The following is a 10472-nucleotide window of genomic DNA, read 5'->3' as shown; positions in this document are numbered from 1 at the left end:
TGTGCCGGGAGACAGGTAGAAAACCCAAGTAATAGAGTAAAGAGAGAAATTTTGAGTTTTTTCATAAAATACCTATTAAGTTGAAAGATTGAAATAAGTCCGTAGAATACGCATGGTTTTTACATAGTAAAACTATATTATATAGTATAAATGAACTGGAGTGATATTGTGACGAAATCTTGCGTCAATGCCGAATTTCAGGCATATGTTAAGCGTGTTTTAGAAGAGCAGAAAGGTAAACGAGTATATAAATTTAGTTATCAAGGGAAAGAATATTGGTTGAAACAACCGGAAAGATTATCAGGGATTTGGTTATTATTAAAGCCTCATCCCAAAAAGTCTTTTGAAAATGAATTAATGACGCTTTTAGATTTATTTAAACAGGGTGTGCCTGTTCCTAAAGTTGTTTACCACGGAAAAGATTTTTTTGTCTTAGAAGATGTAGGAATAAGCATTTCTCAATGGGTGGATAATTCAAACTGTTCTGAAGAACAAAGATTTTCAATTCTCTCTGATGCAAGCCAAGCCTTAATCGGATTACACAAAAAAGGATTGGTGCATGGGCGTCCGGCAATACGTGATATTGTATGGAATAATAGCAAAGTTATTTTTTTAGATTTTGAGTTTCGTTCAAAGAGCCAAAATAAAGATTGGTTAATTGTGCGTGATATGTTATTTTTCTTCGACAGTTTATGCCATAAAAACACGATTTCTGATGAACTAGTAAAAGAAATAGCACTTTATTATCAAACACATTGTAATTCCCGAAACTGGGAAATAATGCAAAACTATTTATCGAAGTTTAGATGGGTGTACTACTTATTACTGCCTTTTAAACCGGTTGCAAAGAAAGATCTCATTTCGATTTATCGTTTATTCAACTTATTATATAGCGAGGAAAAAGAATGAAAAAAGCCTTCTTAATTTTAATGCTATCCGTTTTGCTTAGTGCTTGTTCTGTCGGGGGAGGCATTGGTGTTGGTGGCGGTAGTAACGGTGTTGGTGTTGGGGTGGGATTAGGTACCGGATTTGGTTTCTAACTCTTAAGAGCGGTCAAAAATTATAGTGTTTTTTTAGATTTTTAAGAAAATGCTTGATCTTTCGCTATAGCCCACTATAATACGCGACATCTTTCGGACGCGGGGTGGAGCAGCTTGGTAGCTCGTCGGGCTCATAACCCGAAGGTCGTCGGTTCAAATCCGGCCCCCGCAACCAATACAAGTTCAGTAAAAGAACCCCAAATTTGGGGTTTTTTTGTACGAGAAATTTTAAAAACTGGGCTTAGGTTCAATGAACCTAACCCTTTTTTTACGCCTAAAATTCAATATAGACGGGATTCTGCTATATGTATAGGATTAGGGCTCTAATAAATAGAGGAGTAAAGATTGGCTACCTTAGAACAGAATTTACAAGAAATATTGCAAGGTTCGATAGAAGATTTAGGTTGCGAGCTTTGGGGTATTGAGTGTCAACGTTCCGGTCGTTTTATGACTGTACGTGTGTTCATTGATAAAGAGGGGGGGGTCACTATCGATGATTGTGCGGATGTAAGTCGCCAAGTCAGTGCAATTTTGGATGTAGAAGATCCGATTGCCGACAAATATAATCTTGAGGTGTCATCTCCCGGTTTGGATCGCCCATTATTCACATTGGCGCAATACAACCGTTATCTTGGTGAAGAAATTCTCATTCATTTACGTATTCCAATGATGGAACGTCGTAAATGGCAAGGAAAATTAGAGCGTATTGAAAATGATATGCTCACGTTAAAAGTTGATAATCAAGAACAAACCTTCGTTTTTGGTAATATTCAAAAAGCAAATGTTATTGCAAAATTCTAAAAGGAGAAAAAGGAAAAATGAGTAAAGAAATTTTATTAGCAGCAGAAGCTGTGTCTAATGAAAAATTATTACCACGTGAGAAAATTTTTGAAGCCTTAGAAAGTGCAATTGCCCTTTCAACTAAGAAAAAATACGAATACGAAACCGATATTCGTGTTTCAATTAATCCAAAAAATGGGGAGTTTGATACTTTCCGCCGCTGGTTGGTGGTCGATGAAGTCAAAGTGCCGACAAAAGAAATTACTTTAGAGGCAGCTCAATTTGATGATCCTAATATCCAACTTGGCGATTATGTGGAAGATCAAATTGAATCTATCGCTTTTGACCGTATTGCAATGCAAACCGCACGCCAAGTTATTAGTACAAAAATTCGTGAAGCGGAGCGTGCAAAAGTCGTAGAACAATTTCGTTCCGAAGAAGGTAAAATCGTTACCGGTACGGTAAAAAAAGTCAATCGTGAGAATATTATCTTAGATTTAGGCAATAAAGCCGAAGCTGTTATTGCTCGAGAAGATATGCTACCACGTGAGAATTTCCGTCCGGGAGACCGTGTTCGTGGTGTACTTTATAAAATTGTTCCGGAAAGCAAAACCGCACAATTATTCGTTACACGCGCGAAACCGGAAATGCTCGTTGAATTATTTCGCATTGAAGTACCGGAAATCGGTGAAGAGATGATTGAAATTCGTGGTGCGGCTCGTGATCCGGGGTCTCGTGCAAAAATTGCGGTGAAATCCAATGATAAACGCATTGATCCTGTTGGTGCATGTGTAGGTATGCGCGGGGCACGTGTTCAAGCGATTACTAATGAATTGGGCGGGGAACGTGTCGATATCGTACTTTGGGATGATAATCCGGCACAATTTGTCATTAACGCTATGGCGCCTGCAGATGTCAATTCCATCATTGTGGATGAAGATAACCATTCGATGGATATTGCCGTTGATGCAGCAAATCTTGCACAAGCAATCGGACGTAACGGTCAGAATGTGCGTTTAGCTACCCAATTGACCGGTTGGTCACTGAATGTGATGACGACGGAAGAACTTAATGAAAAACATCAAGCAGAAGATAATAAAGCATTGAATTTATTTATGAATACATTGGAACTTGATGAAGAATTTGCCCAAATCCTTGTGGAAGAGGGTTTTACAAGTTTAGAAGAAATTGCTTATGTGCCGGTAAGTGAATTAACGGCAATCGATGGTTTGGAAGATGAAGATCTTATTGAAGAGCTTCAAACCCGTGCTAAAAATGCGATTACAGCGGTAGCCGTAGCAGAAGAAGAAACATTGAAAAAGGCAAATATTGAAGAACGTTTATTAAACTTGGATGGTATGAATCGCCATATTGCAGTTAAATTTGCCGAAAAACAAATTACTACCCTCGAAGAGCTTGCCGAACAAGGTGTTGATGATTTGGCGGATATTGAAGAATTAACCGATGAACAAGCCGCAGAGTTGATCATGACTGCACGTAATATTTGTTGGTTCAGCGAAGAATAAGGAGAATTAATCATGACAGATGAAGTAAAAAAAGCGGATAGTGAAGCGCCGAAAAAATTAAGTATTCAACGCAGAACGAAAACAACAGTTAGCGGAACAACGACAGCCGGTAAAAGTAAAGCGGTTCAAGTGGAAGTGCGTAAAAAACGTACGGTGAAAACCGATGCGGTTCAAAAAGCAGAAGAGGCGGCAAAATTAAAAGCACAACAAGAAGAATTGGAAGCTAAAAAAGCGGCAGAAAAGAAAGCAGTAGAAGAAAAAGCACGCTTAGAAGCGGAAAAAGCAAAAGCCGAGAAAGAAAAAGCGGAAGTAAAAGTTGCGAAAAGTGCGGTCGATTCTAAGCCTAAATCTGTGGATGTGGAAAAAGAAAAACGCAAAGTGGAAGAAGCCGAACTTCGCCGTAAAGCGGAAGAAGTTGCCCGTCAAAAAGCAGAAGAGCAAGCCCGTAAAGCTGCTGAAGAAGCAAGACGTTATGCTGAGATGGATGATGAGGATAACGAATCATCTTCAGAAGATTATTCTGACTACAATTTAAGCTCTAAATATGCCCTTGAAGCGGAAGATGAAGAAGAGCGCCGTAATGAAAGTCGTGGTCGTGGAAAAAATAAAGTCGCGAAAGCGAAAAAAGGCGGTCGCGATGACGATAACAGTAAGAATAGTCGAAATGAGCGTGAATCTAACCGTAAAAACCAAAAAGAAGGTAAATTGGGTAAAGGTAAACATGCTAAGAAAGGGGCTGCATTACAACAGGCTTTCACAAAACCTGTTCAAGTCGCTAAAGCAGATGTCGTGATTGGTGAAACCATTACCGTTGCAGAGTTGGCGAATAAGATGGCAGTTAAAGGCACCGAAATCATCAAAATGATGATGAAAATGGGCGAAATGGTGACAATTAACCAAGTACTTGATCAAGAAACAGCACAGTTAGTGGCGGAAGAACTCGGCCATAAAGTGATTCTCCGTAATGAAAATGAACTTGAAGAAGCAGTACTCGGCGATCGTGATGTGAATGCAGAAAAAGTAACCCGTGCGCCGGTAGTGACAATTATGGGTCACGTTGACCACGGTAAAACGTCCTTACTTGACTATATACGTAAAGCGAAAGTCGCCGCTGGAGAAGCCGGGGGAATTACCCAACACATTGGGGCATACCATGTAGAAATGGATGACGGCAAGATGATTACTTTCCTTGATACGCCGGGACACGCCGCTTTTACCTCAATGCGTGCTCGTGGTGCAAAAGCAACAGATATAGTGGTTCTTGTTGTGGCGGCTGATGATGGCGTGATGCCTCAAACCATTGAAGCTATTCAGCATGCGAAAGCCGCGGGTGCGCCATTAGTGGTCGCAGTAAACAAAATTGATAAACCGGAAGCTAATCCTAATCGTGTAGAACAAGAATTACTTCAACACGAGGTGATTTCAGAAAAATTCGGTGGTGATGTTCAATTTGTACCGGTTTCAGCGAAGCAAGGTCTTGGTATTGATGAATTGTTAGATGCGATTCTTCTCCAATCAGAAGTACTTGAATTAACCGCTGTGAAAGATGGTATGGCAAGTGGTGTAGTGATTGAATCTTACCTTGATAAAGGTCGTGGCCCTGTGGCGACAATCTTGGTGCAATCCGGTACATTACACAAAGGCGATATTGTACTTTGTGGTTTCGAGTATGGTCGTGTAAGAGCGATGCGTGATGAAAATGGTAAAGAAATTGACGAAGCAGGTCCATCTATTCCGGTTGAAGTGCTTGGGCTTTCCGGTGTGCCGGCAGCGGGTGATGAAGCAACTGTCGTGCGTGATGAGAAAAAAGCGCGTGAGGTGGCATTATATCGCCAAGGTAAATTCCGTGAAGTCAAACTTGCCCGTCAGCAAAAAGCGAAACTTGAAAATATGTTTAGCAATATGACGGAAGGTGATGTAGCAGAATTGAACGTGATCGTGAAAGCTGACGTACAGGGTTCTGTGGAAGCCATTGTTCAAGCCTTACATGAACTTTCAACGGACGAAGTAAAAGTGAAAGTGGTCGGTTCTGGAGTAGGCGGTATTACAGAAACCGATGCGACATTAGCGGCTGCGTCCAATGCCATTATGGTCGGTTTTAACGTTCGTGCCGATGCCTCAGCCCGCCGTGTTATTGAAAGCGAAAATATTGATTTACGTTATTACTCCATTATTTATGAATTGCTTAACGAAATCAAAGCGGCAATGAGCGGTATGTTACAGCCTGAATTCAAACAAGAAATCATTGGTCTGGCAGAAGTACGTGATGTGTTCCGTCATCCGAAATTCGGTGCGATTGCCGGTTGTATGGTGACAGAAGGTATAGTTAAACGTAATAACCCAATCCGTGTGTTACGTGACAACGTGGTGATTTTTGAAGGCGAATTGGAATCCCTCCGTCGTTTCAAAGATGACGTTGCCGAAGTACGTAGCAATATGGAATGTGGTATCGGTGTAAAAAACTATAATGATGTCAAAGTGGGCGATCAAATCGAAGTATTTGAAGTCGTCGAAGTGAAACGCTCAATTTAATCTTTGTGGTTTAGTAACCTGTAAAACCTTTAAACGTTGCGGTTAGATTTTAAATATTCGGTATTATGTAGCAAATGCACAAAAGGAATTTCAACGAAACGTAGAGATACACTGTGTGTCCCTACGAATAAAACCAAAATCATATTTGTGCAACACTACATAATGTTGAAAACATTGGAAATGTCTGACCGCACTTTTTAGGGTAAATATCAACTATCTAGAACACTAAAATAACATTTGTTACAAGACAAATATCTGCTAAATGTTGAAAGCGGTTATATTCTATGATAAGAAATAACCGCTTTTTATTTGGTATTAACCACAAAACCAACTTAGATGTAATAGGGTAATAAATTTTATGGATAATCTATTAAATAATTATAGTCGTGCCAGCGCCATACCATCATTACTATGTGATTTTTATAAAACCTCTCACCGAATAATGTATCCTGAAGGTTCACAAATTCTTTATAGTACATTTACGCCTCGTAGCAATAAACATGCACCTTATTTAACAAGAGTTGTATCCTTTGGTTTCCAAGCATTTATTACTAAATATTTAATTCATTATTTTAATGACAACTTCTTTTTTCGGGATAAAGATGAAATTGTTTCCGAATATTCAGCCTTTATTAGAAAAACGTTGCAGTTAGATGACACAGGGGAACACATTAAACAACTACACGAACTGGGTTACTTACCCATTCGGATTAACGCCATTCCTGAAGGAAAAACCGTAGCAATTAAAGTTCCCGTGATGACGATTGAAAATACCCATCCCGATTTCTTTTGGCTGACAAACTATTTAGAAACACTCATTAATGTATCCCTTTGGCAGCCGATGACCTCAGCTTCCATTGCTTTTGCCTGTCGAACACTATTAGCTAAGTTTGCAAATGAAACCTGTGATAACCAAGATCACGTGCCATTTCAATCTCACGATTTTTCAATGCGTGGTATGAGTTCTTTAGAATCGGCGGAAACTTCGGGTGCGGCTCATTTAACCTCTTTTTTAGGTACAGATACGATTCCGGCGATCGCTTTCATTGAAGCCTACTATGGCTCTAAGGATTTAATTGGCACCTCAATACCAGCTTCAGAACACTCAGTGATGAGCTCACATGGTATTGATGAATTGCCTACATTTCGTTATTTAATGGCAAAATTCCCGAATAGCATGTTGTCAATTGTGTCGGATACCACTGATTTTTGGCATAACATTACGATTAATTTACCTTTATTGAAGCAGGAAATTATGGCAAGACCGGAAAATGCCCGTTTAGTTATTCGACCTGATAGCGGTGATTTTTTTGCGATTATTTGTGGCGATCCTACGGCAAATACTGAACATGAACGTAAAGGGCTGATTGAGTGCTTATGGGATATTTTTGATGGCACAGTTAATCAGAAAGGTTATAAAGTTCTCGATCCCCATATTGGTGCTATTTATGGCGATGGCGTAACTTATGAAAAAATGGTGAAGATTTTAGAAGGATTAAAAACCAAAGGCTTTGCCTCAAGTAATATTGTGTTTGGTGTTGGTGCGCAAACTTATCAGCGTAATACACGTGATACATTAGGATTCGCTATTAAAGCCACCTCTATCACGATTAATGGTGAAGAAAAAGCGATCTTTAAAAACCCTAAAACCGACAATGGCTTAAAGAAATCTCAAAAAGGCCGTGTTAAAGTCCTTTCTTATGATACCTATCTTGATGGATTAACCGCAAAAGATGACTTTAGTGATGATTTATTAGAAATACTCTTTGAAGACGGCAAACTGTTACGCCAAACTGATTTCGATCAAATTAGACAAAATTTGCTTGTTGGTTCCTATTAGAAAAATTATCTCAATTTAGATCACTAAAATAACTTCATTGCGAGTGAAAAGATAAAAGAGCGGTCAGATTTCATTGAAATTCCTACTTTTGTGCGTTTGCTACATAATACCGAAAAACTCCCCCAAAACAGACCGCACTTTTCGGTTTTTGGAGATAAATTTTGATATAATCCCTCGCCTTAAAACGAATTTTGAAAATAGGAAAAAATAATGGCTCGAGAATTTAAACGAAGCGACCGTGTTGCGCAAGAAATCCAGAAAGAAATTGCGGTGATTTTACAACGTGAGGTGAAAGATCCGCGCATTGGTATGGTGACAGTATCCGATGTTGAGGTATCGAGTGATTTGGCTTATGCCAAAATTTTTGTCACCTTCTTGTTTGATCATGATGAAAGTGCGATTGAACAGGGGATGAAAGGGTTAGAAAAGGCTGCGCCTTATATTCGTACTCTGCTTGGCAAAGCGATGCGTTTACGCATTGTGCCGGAAATTCGTTTTATCTATGATCAATCCTTAGTAGAAGGTATGAGAATGTCCAATTTGGTGACGAATGTGGTACGTGAAGATGAACGCAAACACGTTGAGGACGAGGCATAATGTCGAGACCACGCAAGCGAGGACGTGATATTGACGGCGTGTTTCTACTGGATAAACCGCAGGGGATGTCCTCCAACGAGATAATGCAAAAAGTAAAACGCCTTTTCCAAGCGAATAAAGCAGGGCATACCGGAGCGTTAGATCCATTGGCAACAGGAATGTTGCCGATTTGTTTGGGCGAAGCCACTAAGTTTTCGCAATTTTTATTGGATGCCGATAAGCGTTATTTGGTTACTGCAAAATTAGGCGAGCGCACCGATACCTCCGATGCTGATGGGCTGGTGGTGGAAACTCGAGCAGTGAATGTGGAAACTCCGCAAATTTTGACCGCACTTGAGCAATTTCGGGGGGATATTTTGCAAGTGCCGACGATGTTTTCAGCTTTAAAACATCAGGGCAAACCTTTGTATGAATATGCCCGTCAAGGCATTACCGTAGAGCGTGAAGCCCGCCCAATCACGATCTTTGAACTTAAGTTTATTGAATATCATGCCCCTTATTTAACTTTGGAAGTTCATTGCTCCAAAGGCACTTATATTCGCACCTTGGTGGATGATTTAGGGGAAGTGTTGGGCTGTGGCGCACACGTCACTATGTTACGCCGACTTGCCGTGGCGGATTATCCGATTGAGGCGATGATGAGCTGGGATGAATTACAAAACCTCGCCGCTCAGCAGGATTTAGCCTTACTTGATCAGCATTTATTACCAACAGATACTGCCGTGAGCAAATTGCCGGCATTGCATTTGAATGAGGCACAAAGCCGTGCCATTGGTTTTGGTCAGCGTGTGAAATTTACCAACGATCAGAATTTACAAGGACAAGTGCGGTTGTTTTCGGAAGAGAATTTATTTTTAGGCGTCGCGTTGATCGATGGCTATATTATCCGTCCACAACGATTAATTACACAATCCGCATAATTTTATTTGCCTTTCTTTATAAATTCCAGTAATCTCACCTGTAATTAATTTTTTACAAATTGTGTAAATTAAAAATTACAGGTGGGTTATGGAAGCACTTAACGATTTACGTTCTGAAATTGATTCGCTCGATCGCGAACTTATTCAACTTTTTTCTAAACGCCTTAAACTGGTTTCACAAGTAGGCAAAGTCAAACATCAGCACGGTCTCCCTATTTATGCGCCGGATCGTGAAGTTGCTATGTTGCAAGCACGTCGTTTAGAGGCCGAGAAAGCGGGTATTTCACCGGATTTAATCGAAGATGTACTACGCCGTTTTATGCGGGAATCCTATACTAATGAAAACCAGTTTGGTTTTAAAACTATCAACCCTAATATCCAAAAAATTGTGATTGTGGGTGGTTATGGAAAACTCGGCGGATTATTTGCCCGCTATTTGCGTGCTTCCGGTTATCCGATTTCCGTTTTAGAACGTGATGATTGGGATGTGGCGGACAGAATTCTTGCCAATGCGGATGCAGTGATTGTGTCCGTGCCCATTGCCAATACGCTTGAGACCATTGAACGTTTAAAACCTTATTTAACGGAAAATATGTTACTGGCGGATCTCACCTCGGTAAAACGTGAACCATTGGTGAAAATGTTGGAAATACACCAAGGCGCAGTAGTGGGTTTACATCCTATGTTCGGACCGGATATTACCAGTATGGCAAAACAAGTGGTAGTGTGTTGTGACGGGCGTTTTCCTGAGCGTTATAAATGGCTGCTTGAACAAATTCAAATTTGGGGTGCAAAAATTCATCAAATCGATGCTATCGAGCACGATCATAATATGACTTATGTGCAAGCCTTACGTCACTTTTCGACCTTTGCCAACGGTTTACACCTTTCTAAACAACCGGTAAATCTCACCAATTTACTCGCTCTTTCTTCCCCAATTTATCGTTTGGAATTGGCAATGATCGGTCGTTTGTTTGCACAAGATGCCGAGCTTTATGCGGATATTATTATGGATAAAGCAGAAAACCTAGAGGTGATAGAAAGCCTAAAACAAACCTATGAGGACGCACTGAAATTTTTTGAAAATCACGACCGTCAAGGATTTATTGATACCTTTCATCAAGTAAGGGAATGGTTTGGTGAGTACTCTGAACAATTTCTAAAAGAAAGCCATCAATTGCTACAACAGGCGAATGATTTGAAACAAGGATAAATGAAAAGTGCGGTAAAAAATGAC

9 protein-coding genes and 1 tRNA gene are annotated in these 10472 nt (G+C 40.1%); all 10 read left to right on the top strand.

What is annotated here, in order from left to right:
• Nucleotides 1-150: 150 nt before the first annotated feature.
• The 10 genes from BKK47_RS12000 (at nt 151) to tyrA (ending at nt 10448) form a co-directional block, all read left to right on the top strand.
• Nucleotides 151-909, top strand: coding sequence for a BUD32 family EKC/KEOPS complex subunit (locus BKK47_RS12000; protein WP_077495051.1), 759 nt, complete (start codon nt 151-153; stop codon nt 907-909).
• The gene (locus BKK47_RS12810; protein WP_256856063.1) at nt 906-1040 is read left to right on the top strand and encodes a hypothetical protein; all 135 of its coding nucleotides are present in this window, start codon (nt 906-908) and stop codon (nt 1038-1040) included. The genes BKK47_RS12000 and BKK47_RS12810 overlap by 4 nt, the downstream gene beginning before the upstream one ends.
• A 98-nt stretch (nt 1041-1138) precedes the next feature.
• A tRNA-Met gene (locus tag BKK47_RS11995) sits at nt 1139-1215 on the top strand.
• Nucleotides 1216-1385: 170 nt separating this feature from the next.
• The gene (gene rimP, locus BKK47_RS11990) at nt 1386-1841 is read left to right on the top strand and encodes a ribosome maturation factor RimP (RefSeq protein WP_077475176.1); all 456 of its coding nucleotides are present in this window, start codon (nt 1386-1388) and stop codon (nt 1839-1841) included.
• Nucleotides 1842-1858: 17 nt separating this feature from the next.
• Nucleotides 1859-3346 (top strand): transcription termination factor NusA, encoded by a 1488-nt coding sequence (nusA, locus tag BKK47_RS11985; protein WP_077495050.1) that lies wholly within the window; start codon nt 1859-1861, stop codon nt 3344-3346.
• A 12-nt stretch (nt 3347-3358) separates the two neighbouring features.
• Nucleotides 3359-5878: a translation initiation factor IF-2 gene (gene infB / locus BKK47_RS11980; RefSeq protein ID WP_077495049.1), complete on the top strand. Its 2520-nt coding sequence runs from the start codon at nt 3359-3361 to the stop codon at nt 5876-5878.
• A 358-nt stretch (nt 5879-6236) separates the two neighbouring features.
• Nucleotides 6237-7718: a nicotinate phosphoribosyltransferase gene (locus BKK47_RS11975; protein WP_077495048.1), complete on the top strand. Its 1482-nt coding sequence runs from the start codon at nt 6237-6239 to the stop codon at nt 7716-7718.
• Between the two features lie 210 nt (nt 7719-7928).
• Nucleotides 7929-8315 carry a 30S ribosome-binding factor RbfA gene (gene rbfA, locus BKK47_RS11970; protein ID WP_059366302.1) on the top strand — a complete coding sequence of 129 codons (387 nt, stop codon included), beginning with the start codon at nt 7929-7931 and terminating at the stop codon, nt 8313-8315.
• Nucleotides 8315-9235, top strand: coding sequence for a tRNA pseudouridine(55) synthase TruB (truB, locus tag BKK47_RS11965; RefSeq protein ID WP_077495047.1), 921 nt, complete (start codon nt 8315-8317; stop codon nt 9233-9235). The genes rbfA and truB overlap by 1 nt, the downstream gene beginning before the upstream one ends.
• Before the next feature lie 88 nt (nt 9236-9323).
• The gene (gene tyrA, locus BKK47_RS11960; protein ID WP_077495046.1) at nt 9324-10448 is read left to right on the top strand and encodes a bifunctional chorismate mutase/prephenate dehydrogenase; all 1125 of its coding nucleotides are present in this window, start codon (nt 9324-9326) and stop codon (nt 10446-10448) included.
• Nucleotides 10449-10472 lie beyond the last annotated feature (24 nt).

The organism is Rodentibacter mrazii, assembly GCF_001998825.1.
Taxonomy (GTDB): domain Bacteria; phylum Pseudomonadota; class Gammaproteobacteria; order Enterobacterales; family Pasteurellaceae; genus Rodentibacter; species Rodentibacter mrazii.
The sequence above is the reverse complement of the archived record's forward strand: the minus strand, read 5'-3'. Positions and strand labels throughout refer to the sequence as shown.

Excerpts from the sequence above, each read along its gene's own strand:
- nusA (WP_077495050.1), top strand. The coding sequence starts at position 1,859 with ATGAGTAAAGAAATTTTATTAGCAGCAGAAGCTGTGTCTAATGAAAAA.
- BKK47_RS11975 (WP_077495048.1), top strand. The coding sequence starts at position 6,237 with ATGGATAATCTATTAAATAATTATAGTCGTGCCAGCGCCATACCATCA.
- rbfA (WP_059366302.1), top strand. The coding sequence starts at position 7,929 with ATGGCTCGAGAATTTAAACGAAGCGACCGTGTTGCGCAAGAAATCCAG.
- infB (WP_077495049.1), top strand. The coding sequence starts at position 3,359 with ATGACAGATGAAGTAAAAAAAGCGGATAGTGAAGCGCCGAAAAAATTA.
- truB (WP_077495047.1), top strand. The coding sequence starts at position 8,315 with ATGTCGAGACCACGCAAGCGAGGACGTGATATTGACGGCGTGTTTCTA.
- BKK47_RS12000 (WP_077495051.1), top strand. The coding sequence starts at position 151 with ATGAACTGGAGTGATATTGTGACGAAATCTTGCGTCAATGCCGAATTT.
- tyrA (WP_077495046.1), top strand. The coding sequence starts at position 9,324 with ATGGAAGCACTTAACGATTTACGTTCTGAAATTGATTCGCTCGATCGC.
- BKK47_RS12810 (WP_256856063.1), top strand. The coding sequence starts at position 906 with ATGAAAAAAGCCTTCTTAATTTTAATGCTATCCGTTTTGCTTAGTGCT.